The sequence below is a fragment of the Caulobacter sp. GW821-FHT12A07 genome (assembly GCF_058807655.1).
This window is the reverse complement of the sequence record NZ_JBXAQX010000015.1, coordinates 18,458-34,868: the sequence shown is the minus strand read 5'-3', so window position 1 is coordinate 34,868 and position 16,411 is coordinate 18,458. Positions and strand designations below refer to the sequence as shown.

The window sequence follows — 16,411 nt, the reverse complement described above, 5'->3', positions numbered from 1 at the left end:
GGGCCAGATGCGACACTCTCTAAAATAGTATGCGCCTACCGCATGCGGGCGCCTTTGCCGGAGGCCCGCGACGGGTTACGCTGGCCCTTCGAATTTCGTTTTTGCTTAATCGAAGATCCATGGCCCGCACTCCTCCGACCGAAGACCTGATGCAGTACGAGGCCATGGCCCAGGACGCCCTGCGCGGCGTCGTGAAGGCTGCGCTGAAGAAGGCCGCCGCGCCCGGCGGCCTGCCCGAGCCGCACCACCTCTACATCACCTTCAAGACCCAGGCGGCCGGCGTCTCGGCCCCGCAGGATCTGCTCGGCAAGTATCCCGACGAGATGACGATCATCCTGCAACACCAGTACTGGGACCTCGCCCCCGGCGAGACCTTCTTCTCGGTGACGCTGAAGTTCGGCGGCCAGCCCAAGCGCCTGTCGATCCCCTATTCGGCCGTGACCCGCTTCTACGATCCGTCGGTGCAGTTCGCCCTGCAGTTCGAGGCCCCGGAGATCGAGCCGGCCCCGGTCGAGCCGGAACCCGAGCCGACCCCGCCTCCGGCCGATGGCGACGAAGCGCCGAAGATCATCTCCCTCGACCAGTTCCGGAAGAAGTAGGCCTTGAACGACGTCGTCTCGGAGGAGCGATCCACTCTCACCGACGAGGCGATCCTCGCGCGCTTCAACGCCTCGAAGAACGCGCCGCCCAGCGCCCTAACGCTGGGCTTCAAGCTCATCGCCGTCAGCCAGGCCGAGCGCCGCGTCGAGATCGCCTTCGACGCTCGCGCCGACCTGCTGGCCAATCCGATGGGCCAGATCCAGGGCGGCTTCGTCTGCGCCATGCTCGACGAATGCATGTCGGTGGCCGGCCTGATCACCTCGGGCATGACCCACGTCGTGCCTACCCTCGAGATGAAGACCAGCTTCCTGCGGCCGGCCCTGCCCGGCCCGTTGCTCGGCGTCGGCCGGGTGGTGAAGTGGGGCCGTACGGTCTGCTTCATGGAAGGCGAGCTCCATGACGCCGAGGGCCGCCTGCTGGCGACCTCCACGGGCACGGCCCTGCCGACGCCCTTCGCCAAGTTCAAGAAATAGGGATCACGCGGAAATGGGGCGAGCGGCGGGCTTTCTGGTCGGACTGGTCCTGGCCTGTCTGGCGATCGCGCCAGCTCGGGCAGAGAGCCCGTTCGACCACTGGGCCTCGGTGGTGATCGCCGGCGACTGGCGCGCCCACGGAGGCGGCTCGACCGAGGCCTTCGACAACGCCCGCCGCGATGTCGCTGAAAACCTGGTCGGCCTGGGCTTCCCGGCGCCGACGCAGTTCTCGGTCCGCCCCAAGCGCTATCGCAACCAGACACTGAACGTCTCGAACGCCAAGGCGATCGAGGACGGCCTGAGATCGGCGGCCAAGACCTCGACCGGCGGCTGCTTGGTCTACATCACCTCGCACGGCGCGCCTCAGGGCGTGATCATGGGCAAGAAGCTGCTGCGCCCGCAGGAACTGGCGGCGATGGTCGACGGCGCCTGCCCCGGCCGGCCGTCGATCGTGGTGATCTCGGCCTGCTTCTCCGGCGTCTTCGTACCCTCGCTCGAACGCGACGATCGGATGATCCTGACCGCCGCCCGGCTCGACCGCACCTCGTTCGGCTGCGGCGAGAGCGACCGCTACCCCTATTTCGACGACTGCTTCCTGGGCGAGATCGGCAAGGCGCGCGACTTCGCCGTCCTGGGACGAGCGGTTCAGGCCTGCGTGGCCCGCAAGGAGATCGACACCGGCGCCAGCCCGCCCTCGGAGCCGCAGCTGTGGATCGGCCCCGAACTGCGGCCGCTGCTGCCCCTCTACACCTTCGCCAAGGCCCGCAAACCGGCGCCCGCGCCGAACGCCGCGCCGCCATCGGCGGAAAATTGAACAGCTGCATACTGCTTGGCGTGATTTTCTTCCTGACGCCGGTGTCCCTCGCCTGACGAATTGGCCTAAGAAGACCCTTCTGACGCGTTAGCCGAAGAGGTGGGGTTCGTGACGTTGCGTATGTCGTCCAAGGCCGTGCGGTGCGCGGCGATCGTCGGCCTCTGGCTCATGGGGGCGAACGCCGCCACCAGTCAGGACGCCGCGCCGACGGCGACCGCGACGCCCGCGCCCACGGCTCCCTCGGTTCCCGCCGCCACGCCGCCCAGACCGACCTTCCGCCGTGCGCCGGCGACGCCTGTCGCCCCGATCACGCCGCCTCCGGCCGCCGCCGTTCCAGGCGTCACGCCCCTGCCCGCCCCCGAGCTCGAAGCCTTCGTCGACGGCGCGGTGCGCCGGGCCATGGCCGAGGATCACATCGCCGGGGTCACCATCTCGGTGGTCCAGAACGGCCAGGTGGTTCTGAAGAAGGGCTATGGCGCGGCCAGCCTGGCGCGTGGCCGGCCAGTCGATCCGGACCGCACGCTGTTCCGCATCGGCTCGATCTCCAAGACCTTCACCTGGATCGCGTTGCAGAACGAGATCGACGCCGGCCGCATCCGTCCCGACGCGCCGATCAACGTCTACCTGCCCGAGAAGCTGCAGGTGCGCGACCAGGGCAAGAAGACGCCGATCCGGGTGCGCGACCTCTACACCCACACCGCCGGGTTCGAGGACCGGGTCCTGGGCCAGTTGTTCGAGCGCGAGGAGCGCCGCGTGCGCCCGCTCGACGTCTATCTGCGCCAGGAGCGGCCCAACCGGGTGCGCGAGCCTGGCGTGCTGCCGGCCTATTCCAACTACGGCGTCGCCCTGGTCGGCGCGGCCCTGGCCAACACCGGCGCCAAGCCGTTCGAAGACCTGATCGCCGAGCGGGTGATCGTGCCGGCCGGCCTGCAACGCACCACCTTCCGCGAGCCGCGCGCCTGGCGCGACGACCTGCCCGCGCCCATGGCCCCGGCCCTGGCCGCCGACCTGGCTGAAGGCTACCGCTGGACGCCGCTGGGCCTGGAGGCCCAGCCGGTGGAGTTCGTCGGCCAGATCGCGCCGGCCGGCTCGGCCTCCAGCACCGCGGCCGACATGGCCCGCTACATGACCCTGCTGCTGAACGGCGGGACGATCGACGGCCGCACCGTCTTCTCGCAGCGCGCCGCCCAGGCCTTCCGCACGGCCGGCTATCGCCCGGCCGCCGGCGCCGCCGGCTGGAACGCCGGCTTCCAGGACATCCCCCTGCCCGGCGGCCGCCGCGGCTTCGGCCACGCCGGTGCGACCCTGTGGTTCCATTCCAATATGGTGCTGGTCCCCGATCTTGGCCTCGGCGTCTTCATCTCGGTCAACACCGACACTGGCCAGGACCTGCCCGCCACCCTGCCCGCCTCGATCGTCGAGCGCTTCTACGCGCCGGCCCGCGCCGTGCCCGCGTTCACGCCCCTGAACCCGGAAGCGGCGCTGGCCTATGAAGGCGACTACCTGACCGACCGCCGCGCCTATGGCGGGCTGGAAGGCTTCGTCGATCGCCTGATCGGCGTCGCCAAGGTCCGCGCCAGCGCCCAGGGCGGCCTGGCGATCACCAGCGACGGCCGCACCCGCCTCTGGATACCGACCGACCGCCAGGACGTCTTCAAGGCCGCCGACGGCGCCGACCTGCTGGTGTTCCAGCGCCAGGACGGCGCGCCCGCGCGCTTCTTCGCGCCGTCGGGCGCGGCCGCTTACGAACGGGTCGGTGCGCTTCTCCGCACCGGCGTACTGGCCGGCGCGACCCTCCTGGCGGCCCTGGCCTCGATCGCCACCCTGGCCGGCGTCTTCGTCCGCAGCCGTCGCGATACCCGCCAGACCACCAGCCAGGCCCGCGCCAGCCTGCTGCAGACCACTCAAGCCGTGCTGTGGCTGGTGGCCATCGCCTGCGTGGCCGCCTTTGCGGCAGGCTCGGGAGACGTGGCCGCGGTGGTCTTCGGCTGGCCCAGCGGCTGGCTGCTGACGGCCTCGGCCTGCGCCTTCATCGCCACGGTGCTGAGCCTCTTCACCCTGATCATGGCGCCGGTGATCTGGCGCGGCGGCCGTCGCGTCGACAGCTGGAGCGACCTGCGCAAGCTGGCCTTCACCGTCACCGCCCTGATCTTCACCAGCTTCTCCATCGTGCTGGCGGCCTGGGGCTTCCTGGAATTCTGGAACACCTGATCCGGCACGGCCCGTGCAGGCTCTCCCCCAGTAGCGATACTGGGGGAGTTCGCGCGTGTCGAAACGGAACGTCTGCATCCTGGCCGGAACGGGCCTTGGGGCCTGGCTGGCGGTCACGCTGTTCTACGGCGCCTTCGGGGCCGAACTGATCGAGCGCGCCTTCTGGTTCTACGCGGCCAACGCCTTCCTGGCGGCGGCGCTGGTCACCTTCGCCTTCCAGGCCACCGCACGGCTGCTGCGCATTCCCCGCAGCCGGCGACTCTATCCGGCCATGGCCTTCGCCCTGCCGGGCGCGGCGGCCGCCAACCTGATCCTGCTGGGCTTCGTGCCCCTGGCGCCGGGCGCGGAGCCGTCCAGCCTGGGCCGCTACCTGGCCTTCCTGATCGTGCTCTACATCTCGATCGGCGCGTCAGCCCTCGAGCGTGCCCCGCAGAAAGCGCGACTCTAGCTTCCGCACCACGATCACGATCCGCTCGCGCTCGCCCGGACGCCGCTCGACCAGCAGCCGGGCGACCTGGGCGTCGTCGTGGAAGGCGTAGCCCTTGATGGCGTCGAGCAGCGCCTTGGCCAGGTTGTCGAGATCCAGCCACGGCGGCTCGCCGACGAACTCCATGCCGATCTCGACCGAGAATTCGCCCCAGGCCGGCCGCGAACCGCGCCAGGTCTTGCGGAAGAACTCGTAGATCAGCGGCTTGTAGTACTTGGCCTGGGTGGTCAGGCCGTCGACGACGATGGTCAGCTCGCCGCCAGCCTCGCGCGCCCTGACCTTGCCGTGATGGACCCAGTCGTCCCGGTCGAGATCGGCCACGCTCAGAGCTTTTCGACCTTCACGGCGGTGCCGTAGGCCAGAACCTCGGTGACCCCTTCCATGATCTCATTGGCGTCGTAGCGCATGGCGATCACGGCGTCGGCCCCCAGTTCGCGGGCGTGCTGCACCAGAAGCTCGTAGGCCTCCTGCCGGGCCGTCTCGGCCAGCTTGGTGTAGATCGACAGGTTGCCGCCGAAGATCTGCTGGATCGAGCCGCCGATATTGCCGATCACGCTGCGCGAACGGGCGGTCACGCCCCGCACCAGGCCGAGATGTTCGACGACGCGATAGCCGGGCAGATCGTTGGTGGTGGCGACGAGCATGGGATCCTCCTGAGGTCCGCCGGTATAACTAACGTCGTTGCGGCGCACCATGGCGTTGCGAAGGCGGCCCTCGGGGGGTAGACCGCCCGCATCATCGCTTGAGGATCCGCCGCATGACCGCCACGCGCACCGAGACCGACACCTTCGGTCCCATCGAAGTCGCCGCCGACCGCTACTGGGGCGCGCAAGCCCAGCGCAGCCTGGGCAACTTCAAGATCGGCTGGGAGAAGCAGCCGCTTCCGGTCGTCCGGGCCCTGGGCATCGTCAAGCGCGCCGCCGCCGAGACCAACCACAAGCTCGGCAAGCTCGACGCGGCCATCAAGGACGCCATCGTCCAGGCGGCCAACGAGGTCATCGAAGGCAAGCTGAACGACCACTTCCCGCTGGTCGTCTGGCAGACCGGCTCGGGCACCCAGTCGAACATGAACGCCAACGAGGTGATCTCGAACCGCGCGATCGAGATCCTGGGCGGCGAGATGGGCACGAAGAAGCCCGTCCATCCGAACGACCACGTCAACATGAGCCAGTCGTCGAACGACACCTATCCGACGGCGATGCACGTGGCCTGCGCCGAGCAGATCGTCTCGGACCTGCTGCCCGCCCTCAAGCACCTGCACGCGGCCCTGAAGGCCAAGTCGGAAGCCTGGGCGCAGATCATCAAGATCGGCCGCACCCACACCCAGGACGCCACCCCGCTGACGCTGGGCCAGGAGTTCGGCGGCTACACCCAGCAGGTCGAGAACGGCATCGAGCGTATCGAGCAGACCCTGCCCAAGCTGATGCAACTGGCCCAGGGCGGCACCGCCGTCGGCACCGGCCTGAACGCCCCGATCGGCTTCGCCGAAGGCGTGGCCGAAGCCATCGCCGCCATCACCGGCCTGCCCTTCACCACCGCCCCGAACAAGTTCGAGGCCCTGGCCGCCCACGACGCCATGGTGTTCAGCCACGGCGCCATCAACACGGTCGCCGCCTCGCTGTTCAAGATCGCCAACGACATCCGCTTCCTGGGCTCGGGCCCGCGCGCGGGTCTGGGCGAACTGGCCCTGCCGGAAAACGAGCCGGGCTCGTCGATCATGCCGGGCAAGGTCAACCCGACCCAGTGTGAAGCCCTCACCCAGGTCTGCGTGCAGGTGTTCGGCAACCACGCCGCCCTGACCTTCGCCGGCAGCCAAGGCCACTTCGAGTTGAACGTCTTCAACCCGGTGATGGCCTACAACTTCCTGCAGTCGGTGCGCCTGCTGGCCGACGCGGCGATCAGCTTCACCGACAACTGTGTGGTCGGCATCGAGCCGCGCATCGACAACATCCAGAAGGGCGTCGAGAACTCGCTGATGCTGGTCACGGCCCTGAACGGCCGCCTGGGCTACGACATCTGCGCCAAGATCGCCAAGACCGCCCACAAGAACGGCACCACCCTGCGCGACGAAGCCGTCGGCGGCGGCTACCTGACGAACGAAGAGTTCGACCAGTACGTCCGCCCGGAAAACATGGTCTCGCCGGGCTGAGCTTGATCGACTGACGCAACGGGGCGGCGCATTTCGCGACCGCCCCGCTTTCGTATGGGCCACGGCGTCTCCCGGTTGCGCCACGGCGATGCTATGCGAAAGGTCGCATGACCGCTCTCGACCGCCCCTACTGGATCGAAGCCCGTTTCGAACGGCGCGAGGGCTGGAACCCGTCCGCCTATCCGTTCAACCTGCCGGTCGTGCGCGGTCTCGACACCCTGGCCTTCCACCCGCGTGTGACCTTTCTGGTCGGTGAGAACGGCTCGGGCAAGTCGACCCTGATCGAGGCCCTGGCCGTGGCCTGGGGCTTCAACGCCGAGGGCGGCTCGGCGAACGTCAACTTCTCCACCCGCGCCTCGCACTCCCAACTCAGCCAGCACATTCGCCGCGTCCGAGGACATCTGCGGCCGATCGACGGCTATTTCCTGCGCGCCGAAAGCTTCTTCAACGTCGCCAGCTACATCGAGGAAGTCGGCGTGTCGGGCTACGGCGCGGTTCCGTTGCACGAGCAGTCGCACGGCGAAGCCTTCTTCTCGCTCTTCGACAACCGCTTCCGCGGCGACGGCCTCTACATCCTCGACGAACCGGAAGCGGCCTTGTCGCCCACCCGGCAGTTGTCGTTTCTGGCGCGGCTGCATGAACTGGTGCTGGCGCGCTCGCAGTTCATCATCGCCACCCACTCGCCAATCCTGCTGGGCTATCCGGACGCCTGGATCTACCAGGCCTCCGAACGCGGGCTTGAGAGGGTGGAGTACGAGGACACCGAGCACTTCCAGGTGACTCGCAACTTCCTCAACCGCCGCCAGACCTTCCTGGACGTGCTGCTGTCGAGCGACGACGAGGCGTGATAGCCTTGGGCCATGGGCAAGCCCGAACTCGACATCACGCCTGGGGGCGTCGATCCGGAACTGCTGGCGCAGGCGCAGCGGCTGGGGATTTCGGTCGCCGGCATGAGCGAGACGCAGCTGCGGCTGCACTTGCAGAAGGTGGATCCGGCCGGCGCCGAGGAACGGGCGCGGCGGTGGGCGGAAGAGAACGCCGAGGCTATCCGGCGCTATCGTGAACGGGTGGAAGCCGGCGGCGCTTTCGGGGACGACCTGCGCAGGTGGTGATCCGCCAGTTCGACGTCTTTCCCAACCCCTCGATCCGCACCCGTGCGGCCGCGCCCTATGTCGTCGTGCTTCAGTCGCACCATGCCGGGGATCTTCCCACGGTCGTCGTGGCTCCGCTGTATTTGCCGGAAAGCGCCCTGCCGCTCAGCGAACTGTCGGCCGAGGTCGAGATCCAGGGCCAGACGCTTCTAGCCTTCATTCCCGAACTGGTCGGCGTTTCGACTATACTGCTCCGCCAGCGCGTCGCCTCCCTCGCCGCCCACGAAGACGCCATCCGGCGCGCCCTCGACCGGCTATTCACCGGCTTCTGAGCTCGGCGCATTTTCTCACGACGAACCGGTATCCACTTCGTCGGAAAATGCTCTAGCGCTTGACCACCGTGCGGCCGATCGGAGCCAGGGCGATCCAGGCCAGTTGCAGGTCCTTGATGGCGAACGGGATGCCGATGATGCTGATGGCTTCGGCCACGGCGATCAGCAGGTGGCTCAGCGCGATGTACCAGCCGCCCAGCACGAACCAGATCACGTTCAGCACGAAGCCCAGCGGGCCGGTGCCCAGGTCGCCGCGCCCCGTGACGAGGTCGCGGCTGACGACCTCCTTGCCGAACGGCCAGAAGGCGAAGCCGGCGATGCGCCACGCCGCGCCCGCATAGGGCAGACCGACGATGGTGATGGCCAGCAGCAGGCCGCCCAGCAGCCACAGCAGGCCCGACAGCCAGCCGCCGAGGAAGAACCAGAGCAGGTTGAGGATGAAGCGGATCATCGCGGTCCTTTCGTCTCCGCCCGAGATTTGGGACGTCGTCGCGCCGTTGTCGAGCTTGCGGACGCGACCTTACGGCGAATTCACCGCAGCAGTTGCCAGCGCTTGGCCCACCGGCCCTTGCCGAAGCGCGACAGGGCCAGGAGGTAGAGGCCGGCATAGACGACGACGCCCAGGCCGATCAGGACCCAGCTCCAGGGGCCGGGCGCATGCCAGGTCGGCGCCGTGGTCAGCCAGTCGTGCGGCGGGGCGGTCAGCTCCAGCCACAGGCCGCCGACCCAGGCGACCGAGAACAGCGCAACGACGGGGTAGCGCAGCACGGGGCTCTTCTGGACGAGCAGCAGGAACTGGACGAACAGCGCCGCGCCGGCGGCCGCGAGCCCGGCCAGCCAGGGCTGCCAGGCGCCGGGCGTGAAGCGCGCCGCGCCGAGACCGGCGAAGACCGGGGCCCACAGCAGCGGGCCGAAGAACAGCAGGATCAGGGCGAAGCCGACCAGCACCCCGACGCCGCCGCCGATCACCTTGCCCGCCGCCTCGCCGGCCGCGTGGGCGCCGTGGTGACGGTCGTGACCGTGGGGGTCGCCGGAGGGGTTGTAGCCCTGCGCCATCAGGCCCGGCGGCTGACCGCGAAGTCGGCGAGGCTTTCGAGGCTCTCGCGCCAATCGTTCTGCGGGAAGACCGCCAGGGCCGCCTTGGCCTTGTCGGCGTGCTCGGCGGCCAGATCGAGGGTGGCGTCCAGGGCGCCGGTGCCGATGATCAGCTCGCGGGCGCGGCGGAAGTCGGCTTCGGTCTGTTCGCGACGGCCGATGGCGCGTTCCCAGAACTCGGCCTCGCGCGGGCCGGAGCGGGCGATGGCCAGCAGCAGCGGCAGGGTGGCCTTGCCTTCGCGGAAGTCGTCGCCGGCGTTCTTGCCCAGGGTCTCGGTGGCGCCGCCGTAGTCGAGGGCGTCGTCGGCCAGCTGGAAGGCCAGACCCAGGCTCATGCCGTAGTCGCGCAAGGCCTTGGACTTTTCGGCGTCGACGCCGGCCGACACCGCACCCGCCTCGGCGGCGGCGGCGAACAGCTCGGCGGTCTTGGCCGCGATGATCTCGAGATAGAGCGCCTGAGACAGGTTGAGGTCGTGGCTGCGCATCAGCTGCATCACCTCGCCCTCGGCGATGACGCGGCTGGCCTGGGCCAGGATCTGAAGGGCGCGCATCGAGTCGGTCTCGACCATCAGCTCGAAGGCGCGGGCGAACAGGAAGTCGCCGACCAGCACGCTTTGGGCCGCGCCCCAGATAAGGTGAGCGGCGACCTTGCCGCGGCGCAGCTGGCTGCCGTCGACCACGTCGTCATGCAGCAGGGTGGCGGTGTGGATGAACTCGACGGCCGCGGCCAGCTTCAGGCAGTGGTCGTTATCGGAACCGGCCAGGCGCGCGGCGGCCACGGTCAGCAGCGGGCGCAGGCGCTTGCCGCCGGCGGCGATCAGGTGCTCGGCCAGGGCCGGGATCACCGGCACGTCGCTCTGCATGCGATCGGTGATCAGGCTGTCGACGCCCGCCATGTCGGCGGAGGCCAGGCGCACGAGACGATCCACCGATCCCGGTTGTCGGGCGAGGGTCGCTGCAGCTGCGTCCAAGACCATGTACTCCTCAGGCGACGCCACGCGCGGCGCCAGGACCGTTGCGAGCGACAATGGTGGCGGGATAGGTCAGGGTCAAGGCGAGCACAAGGCCCGAAACGTTGTCAGACCCCTCCTCAGTTCCCTCCGTCACCGAAGATCGCGTGCTGGACGGCCGCGTCAAGCTTCGCCAATCGGCGGCGGGATACCGGGCCGGGCTCGACGCGGCCCTGCTGGCGGCCGCCTGCGACGCGAGCGACGGCGATCGCGTGATCGAGGCCGGCTGCGGGGTCGGCGGGGCCCTGCTGGCCGCCGCGACCCGTCGATCCGGCGCGCGATTCGTCGGACTGGAGCGCGATCCGGCCGCCGCCGCCCTGGCGCGAGAGAACGCGGATCTCAACCAGCTGGCCGATCGGGTGGAAATATTCGAGGGCGACGTGGCCGCCGGCTTCCGGGCGCTGGGCTTGCCGGTGTTCGACGCGATGATCAGCAACCCGCCGTTCTTCGACGACCCCAAGGCCCTACGCGCGCCCTCCCCCGAAAAGTCCGGCGCCTGGATGGCCGACGCGGGCCTTTCGGCCTGGACCGCCTTCGCCCTGAAGGCGGTGCGCGAGGGCGGGACCATCACCCTGATCCACCGCGCCGACCGCCTGGCCGACATGCTGGCCTTGCTGGCCCCCAAGGCCGGCTCGTTCCGCATCCGCCCGGTGCAGCCGTTTTCGGATACGCCGGCCAAGCGCGTGCTGGTGCGGGCGGTGAAGACCGGCAAGGCGCCGCTGGTGCTGCTGCCGGCGCTGGTCATGCACGACCGGGAGGGCGGCAAGCATTCGGCGGCGGCGGAAGCGATACTGCGAGGGGAAGCGGCGCTGGGATGGTGAGGAAATCCTTCTCCCCTTGCGGGAGAAGGTGGCGGCGAAGCCGACGGATGAGGGGTTTCTCAGACATGGGACGCCTCCACCCGGCCTGACCGCTGCACACGCTTTCAGTTCTGAGAGACCCCTCACCCGACCTCCCTCCGGGAGGCCACCCTCTCCCGCAGGGGGAGAGGGACACGGGTTTGCGATCTCCCGCGCGAAGGCGCGTTAGGTCGGGGAGGCGCGGAGCGGCCGGGCGGAGCCCGGAGACCGTGATGTGGTTTAGCGTTTCGGCTTCGTCTGACCGCTCCGCCGCATCGTAGGCTCGAAGGACCGGGGGCGCGGGCCTCTTTCAACCCTGGACCCGGTTGCCCCTCGGACGGGCAGGACCAATAGCCCCGCGGTGATCCGGCGGCGCCTCGGCTGATCCTGTTAGGCCGGTTTGAAACGATCCCGGCCCTGTCGACCCGCTTGTCTCGTCACGGAACGGCTTGGCGGCCCAATCACGCCTTCTGAGCGATCCTGCAAACCCGCCCTTCCCATGACGCTTCAAGCGGCCCCGCTCGATGCGATCTCAGCCGCTAACTCGGGCCGGTACCAAGAGCCCTCCCCATGGCTGGGATGGGGATGATTATGGGGCGGGTTGAGCAGGTGGGGATAAGTTCGGGTTATAAAGTTGTAGGGCGTTGAGTTCGCTCAACTCTTTTACGAGTACGCCGTGCGAGCAGCGTGCGTATCCCCCGATCCTTCTCCCCTTGCGGGAGAAGGTGGCGGCCGAAGGCCGTCGGATGAGGGGTCTCTCAAATGGGAGACGCTTCCGCCCGGCCTGACCGCTGCACACGGCTTCGAGATTTGAGAGACCCCTCACCCGACCCTGCTCCGCAGGGCCACCCTCTCCCGCAAGGGGAGAGGGATCAAACGCGGCGGATTGCAGAAAAAGCCTGGGTCCCCGCTTTCGCGGGGATTTTACGGGGGAGAGAGCGGACAGGCCCCGCCCGGTCTCGCCCCCTCCACCGCTTCGCGGTCCCCCTCCACCGCTTCGCGGTCCCCCTCCCCCGCAAGCGGGGGAGGAGTGGCGCTGAGAGTTCTGAGAGACCCCTCACCCGACCCTGCTTCGCAGGGCTGCCCTCTCCCGCGAGGGGAGAGGGAATAGAGGTCGATAACTTTTCCGCGCATCCTAACGATCCGCTAACGCAACGCGTGCAGAACTGCGCCTTGGATGCAAAACGCGTCCTTGGCCAGAATGGCCGCGCCGGGAAACGGGTCGATGCCGCTGAACAGCATCAACACCAATGTGGGGGCGATGATCGCCCTGCAGTCGCTGAACGCCATCAATGGCGAACTGGCGACCACGCTGCGCCGCATCGCGACCGGCCTGAAGATCTCGAGCCCCAAGGACAATCCCGCCGTCTGGGCGACCGCCAAGATGCAGTCGGCCGAGGCCAAATCGCTGGACGCCGTGCGCGCCTCGCTGCAACGCGGCCAATCGACGACGGACGTCGCCCTGGCGGCCGGCGACACCGTCACCGACCTGCTCGACCAGATGAAGCAGAAGATGCTGGCGGCTTCCGACGCCAGCCTGACCACCGCCAGCCGCAAGGCGCTGAGCGACGACTACGTCTCGCTGCGCAAGCAGATCGACCGGGCGGTCGAGAACGCCAGCTTCAACGGCGTGAACCTGATCTCGTCGGGCTCGAACGGCTCCATCAAGGCCCTGGCCAACGCCAAGGCCGACTCGACCATCGACGTCGACCACGTGGACCTGTCGACCTCGGGCGCGACGATGTCGGGCATGCCCGCCGACCTGCTGACCCGGCCGACAAACGTCGAGATCAAGGCCATGGACGGCGTGATGCAGAAGGTCACCGCCGCCCTGTCGACCCTGGGCACCCAGGCCAACGCGCTCGACACCCACCTGACCTTCATCGACAAGCTGCAGGACACGCTGGAGGCCTCAGTCGGCCGGCTGGTCGACGCCGACATGGCCCAGGAGGCGACGCGTCTCCAGGCGCTCCAGATCAAGCAGCAGCTGGCGATCAAGTCGCTGTCGATCGCCAACGCCGCGCCGAGCTATCTCTTGAAGCTGTTCGGGGGCTGAGGCTCTCCACCGAAAGCAGGGATTTTACGGATGGGGAATTGGCCCCAAAGTCCGCGCTCTCCCTCCCCTTCCCCCGCGTGAGTCGCCATGGCCCAGCACCTCGCCCTCCTGTCCCTGCTCGTGCGCGACTATGACGAGGCCCTGGGCTTCTATGTCGGCAAGATGGGCTTCGACCTGGTGGAGGACAGCGAGCTGGGCGCGGGCAAGCGCTGGGTCGTCGTCTCCCCCGGCCCGGGTGGGTCGCGGTTCCTGCTGGCCAAGGCGGCCGACGAGCGCCAAGCGGCGATGGTCGGCGGCCAGGGCGGCGGCCGGGTCTGGCTTTTCCTGCACACCGACGACTTCGACGGCGACCACGCCCGGCTCTCCGCTGCAGGCGTGACCTTCCTCGAGGAGCCCCGGCACGAGGCGTATGGCAGCGTGGCGGTGTTCGAGGACCTCTACGGCAACCGCTGGGACCTGTTGCAGCCGCGCGGCAAGTAGAAGCCCCTCTCCCATTGCGGGAGAAGGATCTAGAGGTCGGCTAGCGTCCTAGCGTGCTCGGCAACGTCGGCGGGCCATTGCGCGAGGCCGGCCTCGAACCCTTCCCGGTCGCCGGCGTAGAGCGCCCGCATGGCCGCCTCGAAGCCGGGGGCGTCGCCGGCTGCGGCGCTGGCGAAGCGGTAGGCGGCGTCGCGGGCGCGGCGCTGGCGGTCGGGGGCCTCGGCCTCGCGGCGGGCGGCCTCGACCAGCTTGCGTAGGGCCACCGAGGCGCCGCCGGGCTGGGCGGCCAGCCAGTCCCAGTGGCGCGGCAACAGCGTCACTTCACGCGCGACGACGCCGAGCTTGGGCCGGCCGCGGCCGCGCGGCGTTTCCGGTTCGGCCTCGGCCGGCGCTAGGCGGGCGGCGAGATCCTCGGGGCCGCCGCGCAGGTCGAAGTCCACCTGCCGGCCGTCGGGATCGAAGATCAGCAGCGGGGCGTCGGGACGCCTTGCGAACACCGCCTGGGCGGCCAGGGCGACGGTCAGCTGGTCGCCGGCGGCGAGGCGACGGCCAGTCTCGAACAGGGCGTAGGTCATCGGACGAGGTCTACCGCGTTCAGGGCTTGGCACCAGTGCTTGCGGCGGTCGGCCAGGCGCAGCGCCCTGCCCTTGGGCTCCAGGCCCTCGGCGTCGATCGTTTCCAGCACTTCGAAGGCGAAAGCCGTTTCGCCATGAGCATTCCAGGCGCCTTGCAGGCGGGCGTTGGGATGCGAGCCCAGGCGCAAGGAGAACCAGACGCCGTTCTGGCGGGTCGCCAGGTTCTCGGTGCCGCCGACAAAGGCCTGGCCGGTGCGCCCGCAGCGCACGGCGTAGACGCCGGGCCGGGGCTTTTCTTCCTTGTAGGCGCGCAGCAGCGCCTTGCGCGAGTTCATCGCCGTCTCCTTGAGTTGACGGCTTTTTACCCGGGCAAATTATGGAGTCAATATTACCCGGGTGTTTTTCTCGCCATCAGGCCCCAGTAGAGCGCGCCGGCCAGGCCCGCCCCGACGAACCAGGCATACTGGTAGAGGGTCGTCCAAGGCGCGCCGACGCCCGCGAAGGCGTGCGGGGCGGCCGCGTGCAGGAAGCCCGGCAGATTGGGCGCGACACCGACGGCGAAGGCGACCAGGGCCGCCGGATTCCAGCCGTTGCGGTAGGTGTAGGGTCCGGTGCGGTCATAGAGGCCGGGCGCGTCCAGCACCGTGCGGCGCAGCAGCCAGTAGTCGACGATCAGTATGCCGGCGATGGGGCCCAGCAGCGCGCCGTAGCCGGTGAGCCAGACGAAGATGTAGCCCGCCGTGCTCTCCAGGAGCTTCCAGGGCATGATCAGCACGCCGATGACGGCGGTGATGTAGCCGCCGATGCGGTAGGTGATCCGCTTGGGCCAGAGGGCGGCGAAGTCATAGGCCGGGCCGACCAGGTTGGCGGCGATGTTGCACGAGACGGTGTCGAGGCTGATCACCACCAGGCCAACCAGCACCGCGATGCCGCCGATGTCGCCCGACAGGGCCACCGGGTCCCAGATCGCCTTGCCGAAGATCAGCACCGTGGCCGAGGTGACGACGACGCTCATCGCCGCCAGCAGGGCCATGGGACCGGGAAGGCCCAGGGCCTGGCCGACGATCTGGTCCTTCTGGGTGCGGGCGAAGCGGGTGAAGTCGGGGATGTTGAGGGCGAGCGTGGCCCAGTAGCCGGTCATGGCGGTGACGGCCGGGCCGAAGTCGGCCCAGAAGCGGCCGGCCTTGGCGCCGCCGGCGTCATAGGCCGAGGGCTCGTGCAGGATGGGTCCCAGACCGCCGGCTTTCGACAGCGCCCACCAGACCAGGGCGACGCAGACGATCACCTTGACCGGCGCGGTCCAGGTCTCGAGCTTGCGGACGGTCTCCAGGCCCTTGGTGACGAAGGCCAGCTGGATCAGCCAGAAGGCCAGGAACGCCAGCAGTTGGCCGACGCCGATGCCCAGCAGCGGGATCATCGGACCGTCCAGCTTGGCCCCGACCATGACGCCGAGCAGGGTCAGGAGCGCGCCGCCGCCGATCCAGGTCTGGATGCCGTACCAGCCGCAGGCGACGATGGCGCGGGCCAGCGCGGGCAAACGGGCTCCCCTCCAGCCGAACGAGGCCCGAGCCAGCACCGCGTAGGGCACGCCGTGCTTGGCGCCGGCGTGGCCGATCAGCAGCATGGGGACCAGGACGATCAGGTTGCCCAGCAGCACCGCCCAGACGGCCTGGACCGCCGACATCCCCTGCTCCACCAGGCCTGCGGCCAGCATGTAGGCGGGCACGGCGATGACCATGCCCAGCCACAGGGCCGCGAAGTGACGGGCGCGCCAAGTTCGCTGGGCGGCCGTGGTCGGCGCCAGGTCGTCGTTCCAGAGATTGCTCGTCTCGTCCGCCATGCGCTCCCCCAAGCCCCCGCCCAGAACAACGAGCGTCGAAAGGAGAGAGCATGGCGCGACGAGACCACCGCCGTCACCTGGGAAATCGGTGATCGGCGGCGAGTATCAGAGCGCTGCGTAGGCCCAGGTCGCCAGGCCGGCGCCGAACATCAGCACCATGGCGATGATGCCGACCCTGTCCCACTGGATGCAGGGGCCGGCGTGCCGGAGCTCGGGCGACTCCGGCTTGTTGACGTCACAGGTCTTGAAGAACACGGGACGCACGGAAACACGCATGGCGTGGGCCATGTTGAACCTCCCTAACGATTGCCACGCCTCTGACGGGCGCGTGCGGGAAGGTTAACACGAACTCGCTCAGC

The 16,411-nt window shown here is 69.0% G+C and carries 21 protein-coding genes; 12 read left to right on the top strand and 9 right to left on the bottom strand.

Annotated features, from left to right (window positions below):
* Positions 1 to 119 precede the first annotated feature (119 nt).
* The 5 genes from AC1RRS_RS22820 (at position 120) to AC1RRS_RS22800 (ending at position 4,546) form a co-directional block, all read left to right on the top strand.
* Positions 120 to 599 carry an SspB family protein gene (locus AC1RRS_RS22820; protein WP_110121058.1) on the top strand — a complete coding sequence of 160 codons (480 nt, stop codon included), beginning with the start codon at positions 120 to 122 and terminating at the stop codon, positions 597 to 599.
* Between the two features lie 3 nt (positions 600 to 602).
* Positions 603 to 1,073 carry a PaaI family thioesterase gene (locus tag AC1RRS_RS22815; protein WP_492857174.1) on the top strand — a complete coding sequence of 157 codons (471 nt, stop codon included), beginning with the start codon at positions 603 to 605 and terminating at the stop codon, positions 1,071 to 1,073.
* A gap of 13 nt (positions 1,074 to 1,086) precedes the next feature.
* On the top strand, positions 1,087 to 1,887 hold the full coding sequence (locus AC1RRS_RS22810; RefSeq protein WP_492857173.1) for a C13 family peptidase: 801 nt from the start codon (positions 1,087 to 1,089) through the stop codon (positions 1,885 to 1,887).
* A gap of 108 nt (positions 1,888 to 1,995) precedes the next feature.
* Positions 1,996 to 4,098, top strand: coding sequence for a serine hydrolase domain-containing protein (locus AC1RRS_RS22805; RefSeq protein ID WP_492857172.1), 2,103 nt, complete (start codon positions 1,996 to 1,998; stop codon positions 4,096 to 4,098).
* Positions 4,099 to 4,153: 55 nt separating this feature from the next.
* On the top strand, positions 4,154 to 4,546 hold the full coding sequence (locus AC1RRS_RS22800) for a hypothetical protein (protein WP_487289681.1): 393 nt from the start codon (positions 4,154 to 4,156) through the stop codon (positions 4,544 to 4,546).
* Here AC1RRS_RS22800 and AC1RRS_RS22795 read toward each other — a convergent pair.
* Positions 4,508 to 4,906 (bottom strand): RusA family crossover junction endodeoxyribonuclease, encoded by a 399-nt coding sequence (locus AC1RRS_RS22795; protein ID WP_492857171.1) that lies wholly within the window; start codon positions 4,904 to 4,906, stop codon positions 4,508 to 4,510. The two genes, AC1RRS_RS22800 and AC1RRS_RS22795, sit on opposite strands and share 39 nt — an antisense overlap.
* Before the next feature lie 2 nt (positions 4,907 to 4,908).
* Entirely contained in the window at positions 4,909 to 5,229 is a 321-nt protein-coding gene (locus tag AC1RRS_RS22790; RefSeq protein WP_110132722.1) for a YbjQ family protein, read from the bottom strand.
* Positions 5,230 to 5,342: 113 nt separating this feature from the next.
* Between AC1RRS_RS22790 and fumC the strand changes: the two genes are divergently transcribed.
* The 4 genes from fumC to AC1RRS_RS22770 all read left to right on the top strand — a co-directional run bounded on the left by fumC (position 5,343) and on the right by AC1RRS_RS22770 (position 8,157).
* A complete protein-coding gene (gene fumC / locus AC1RRS_RS22785) occupies positions 5,343 to 6,734 on the top strand; it encodes a class II fumarate hydratase (RefSeq protein WP_492857170.1) in 1,392 nt (463 codons plus the stop codon).
* A gap of 107 nt (positions 6,735 to 6,841) precedes the next feature.
* A complete protein-coding gene (locus tag AC1RRS_RS22780; protein WP_492857169.1) occupies positions 6,842 to 7,582 on the top strand; it encodes an AAA family ATPase in 741 nt (246 codons plus the stop codon).
* Positions 7,583 to 7,594: 12 nt separating this feature from the next.
* Positions 7,595 to 7,846 carry a type II toxin-antitoxin system CcdA family antitoxin gene (locus tag AC1RRS_RS22775; RefSeq protein WP_492857168.1) on the top strand — a complete coding sequence of 84 codons (252 nt, stop codon included), beginning with the start codon at positions 7,595 to 7,597 and terminating at the stop codon, positions 7,844 to 7,846.
* Complete coding sequence (locus AC1RRS_RS22770; protein ID WP_492857167.1) at positions 7,840 to 8,157, top strand: CcdB family protein; 318 nt, start codon at positions 7,840 to 7,842, stop codon at positions 8,155 to 8,157. Before AC1RRS_RS22775 ends, AC1RRS_RS22770 begins: the two co-directional genes overlap by 7 nt.
* Positions 8,158 to 8,209: 52 nt before the next feature.
* Here AC1RRS_RS22770 and AC1RRS_RS22765 read toward each other — a convergent pair whose 3' ends face one another.
* From AC1RRS_RS22765 to AC1RRS_RS22755, 3 genes are all read right to left on the bottom strand, one after another.
* Entirely contained in the window at positions 8,210 to 8,608 is a 399-nt protein-coding gene (locus AC1RRS_RS22765; protein WP_492857165.1) for a YccF domain-containing protein, read from the bottom strand.
* Between the two features lie 80 nt (positions 8,609 to 8,688).
* Positions 8,689 to 9,213 (bottom strand): hypothetical protein, encoded by a 525-nt coding sequence (locus AC1RRS_RS22760; protein ID WP_492857164.1) that lies wholly within the window; start codon positions 9,211 to 9,213, stop codon positions 8,689 to 8,691.
* On the bottom strand, positions 9,213 to 10,223 hold the full coding sequence (locus tag AC1RRS_RS22755) for a polyprenyl synthetase family protein (protein ID WP_199228555.1): 1,011 nt from the start codon (positions 10,221 to 10,223) through the stop codon (positions 9,213 to 9,215). Before AC1RRS_RS22755 ends, AC1RRS_RS22760 begins: the two co-directional genes overlap by 1 nt.
* 104 nt (positions 10,224 to 10,327) lie before the next feature.
* Here AC1RRS_RS22755 and AC1RRS_RS22750 point away from each other — a divergent pair, with 104 nt between their 5' ends.
* The 3 genes from AC1RRS_RS22750 to AC1RRS_RS22740 all read left to right on the top strand — a co-directional run bounded on the left by AC1RRS_RS22750 (position 10,328) and on the right by AC1RRS_RS22740 (position 13,637).
* Positions 10,328 to 11,083 (top strand): tRNA1(Val) (adenine(37)-N6)-methyltransferase, encoded by a 756-nt coding sequence (locus tag AC1RRS_RS22750; RefSeq protein ID WP_492857162.1) that lies wholly within the window; start codon positions 10,328 to 10,330, stop codon positions 11,081 to 11,083.
* Positions 11,084 to 12,326: 1,243 nt separating this feature from the next.
* Complete coding sequence (locus AC1RRS_RS22745; RefSeq protein WP_492857160.1) at positions 12,327 to 13,157, top strand: flagellin; 831 nt, start codon at positions 12,327 to 12,329, stop codon at positions 13,155 to 13,157.
* Between the two features lie 87 nt (positions 13,158 to 13,244).
* Complete coding sequence (locus AC1RRS_RS22740) at positions 13,245 to 13,637, top strand: VOC family protein (protein WP_492857159.1); 393 nt, start codon at positions 13,245 to 13,247, stop codon at positions 13,635 to 13,637.
* Between the two features lie 29 nt (positions 13,638 to 13,666).
* Here the strand turns inward: AC1RRS_RS22740 and AC1RRS_RS22735 are convergent, their stop codons facing one another.
* The 4 genes from AC1RRS_RS22735 to AC1RRS_RS22720 all read right to left on the bottom strand — a co-directional run bounded on the left by AC1RRS_RS22735 (position 13,667) and on the right by AC1RRS_RS22720 (position 16,340).
* On the bottom strand, positions 13,667 to 14,212 hold the full coding sequence (locus tag AC1RRS_RS22735; protein WP_492857157.1) for a DUF2239 family protein: 546 nt from the start codon (positions 14,210 to 14,212) through the stop codon (positions 13,667 to 13,669).
* Positions 14,209 to 14,547, bottom strand: a complete 339-nt coding sequence (locus AC1RRS_RS22730) for a GIY-YIG nuclease family protein (RefSeq protein ID WP_492857156.1) — start codon at positions 14,545 to 14,547, stop codon at positions 14,209 to 14,211. The genes AC1RRS_RS22735 and AC1RRS_RS22730 overlap by 4 nt, the downstream gene beginning before the upstream one ends.
* 53 nt (positions 14,548 to 14,600) lie before the next feature.
* Positions 14,601 to 16,052, bottom strand: coding sequence for an NCS1 family nucleobase:cation symporter-1 (locus AC1RRS_RS22725; RefSeq protein WP_492857155.1), 1,452 nt, complete (start codon positions 16,050 to 16,052; stop codon positions 14,601 to 14,603).
* Between the two features lie 105 nt (positions 16,053 to 16,157).
* The gene (locus tag AC1RRS_RS22720) at positions 16,158 to 16,340 is read right to left on the bottom strand and encodes a hypothetical protein (RefSeq protein ID WP_492857154.1); all 183 of its coding nucleotides are present in this window, start codon (positions 16,338 to 16,340) and stop codon (positions 16,158 to 16,160) included.
* Positions 16,341 to 16,411 lie beyond the last annotated feature (71 nt).

What these genes read in the sequence shown, in the direction of transcription:
- AC1RRS_RS22820 (WP_110121058.1), top strand. Translation starts at nt 120, where the DNA reads ATGGCCCGCACTCCTCCGACCGAAGACCTGATGCAGTACGAGGCCATG.
- AC1RRS_RS22810 (WP_492857173.1), top strand. Translation starts at nt 1,087, where the DNA reads ATGGGGCGAGCGGCGGGCTTTCTGGTCGGACTGGTCCTGGCCTGTCTG.
- AC1RRS_RS22790 (WP_110132722.1), bottom strand. Translation starts at nt 5,229, where the DNA reads ATGCTCGTCGCCACCACCAACGATCTGCCCGGCTATCGCGTCGTCGAA.
- fumC (WP_492857170.1), top strand. Translation starts at nt 5,343, where the DNA reads ATGACCGCCACGCGCACCGAGACCGACACCTTCGGTCCCATCGAAGTC.
- AC1RRS_RS22780 (WP_492857169.1), top strand. Translation starts at nt 6,842, where the DNA reads ATGACCGCTCTCGACCGCCCCTACTGGATCGAAGCCCGTTTCGAACGG.
- AC1RRS_RS22775 (WP_492857168.1), top strand. Translation starts at nt 7,595, where the DNA reads ATGGGCAAGCCCGAACTCGACATCACGCCTGGGGGCGTCGATCCGGAA.
- AC1RRS_RS22765 (WP_492857165.1), bottom strand. Translation starts at nt 8,608, where the DNA reads ATGATCCGCTTCATCCTCAACCTGCTCTGGTTCTTCCTCGGCGGCTGG.
- AC1RRS_RS22760 (WP_492857164.1), bottom strand. Translation starts at nt 9,213, where the DNA reads ATGGCGCAGGGCTACAACCCCTCCGGCGACCCCCACGGTCACGACCGT.
- AC1RRS_RS22745 (WP_492857160.1), top strand. Translation starts at nt 12,327, where the DNA reads ATGCCGCTGAACAGCATCAACACCAATGTGGGGGCGATGATCGCCCTG.
- AC1RRS_RS22740 (WP_492857159.1), top strand. Translation starts at nt 13,245, where the DNA reads ATGGCCCAGCACCTCGCCCTCCTGTCCCTGCTCGTGCGCGACTATGAC.
- AC1RRS_RS22735 (WP_492857157.1), bottom strand. Translation starts at nt 14,212, where the DNA reads ATGACCTACGCCCTGTTCGAGACTGGCCGTCGCCTCGCCGCCGGCGAC.
- AC1RRS_RS22730 (WP_492857156.1), bottom strand. Translation starts at nt 14,547, where the DNA reads ATGAACTCGCGCAAGGCGCTGCTGCGCGCCTACAAGGAAGAAAAGCCC.
- AC1RRS_RS22725 (WP_492857155.1), bottom strand. Translation starts at nt 16,052, where the DNA reads ATGGCGGACGAGACGAGCAATCTCTGGAACGACGACCTGGCGCCGACC.
- AC1RRS_RS22720 (WP_492857154.1), bottom strand. Translation starts at nt 16,340, where the DNA reads ATGGCCCACGCCATGCGTGTTTCCGTGCGTCCCGTGTTCTTCAAGACC.